Source organism: Photorhabdus kleinii, from assembly GCF_025384885.1.
GTDB classification, from domain to species: domain Bacteria; phylum Pseudomonadota; class Gammaproteobacteria; order Enterobacterales; family Enterobacteriaceae; genus Photorhabdus; species Photorhabdus kayaii.
This window is the reverse complement of record NZ_JAJAFY010000159.1, coordinates 1-636: the sequence shown is the minus strand read 5'-3', so window position 1 is coordinate 636 and position 636 is coordinate 1. Positions and strand designations below refer to the sequence as shown.

At 46.9% G+C, this 636-nt stretch carries 2 protein-coding genes; both read right to left on the bottom strand.

The features are described from left to right. A partial coding sequence (locus LG003_RS23165; RefSeq protein ID WP_262981781.1) for a phage virion morphogenesis protein occupies positions 1-238 on the bottom strand: 238 nt, incomplete at its 3' end. Then, the coding region (locus tag LG003_RS23160) for a phage tail protein (RefSeq protein WP_262981780.1) at positions 235-636 on the bottom strand (402 nt) is incomplete at its 5' end. The genes LG003_RS23160 and LG003_RS23165, both read right to left, overlap by 4 nt.

Here is a 636-nt window from a genome sequence, read left to right as displayed (position 1 = left end):
GCACATCTCCTTGGTACAAAAATTTAATACCCTTCTGCGAGCGTAATACGCGACGGCGGCGCGGCTCATAAGCGGTACCATCCACATTTTTTTGGCTGCGAATGCGCTTCTGTTGGTCAGCGCGGATCGCCTTTGACAGCTTATTAGCCAGTCGGCGGCGGTATGCCGGTTTTGTGGTACTGATTAATTTTTGCAGTTCATTATCAAGCGCAACGAACAGTGAATTATTTTCCGTCATTGCTGTACGCTCCCGTCAATCAATACACCCCAAGGATCTTTAGCAGAGGGATAAGGAGGCTCATCAAGATGTTGGGCTGTCAATCGCCCGTTTTCTGATTGAACAACAACACGTTCAGTTGTTCGCAATACAAATAAAATATCTGCGGTACCGTCACTTAAGATATCGGCATCAAACTTCATGCCATCCGTACGCTGATCAGGATTAAATAACAAATCAGGTTGATGCCGACGCGCCCACTCAAGAACCGACACGCTGAGACTGTCGAGCGAATGCGGGTAGTCAAGCGCAAGCACATGTAATTTATACTGATACAAAAATGACGGTGACGCCGTTCCTGTCGCTATCAGATTTCCTTCTGTGACATACACTTCCAGTCGGTCTGGATTTTGAACAAA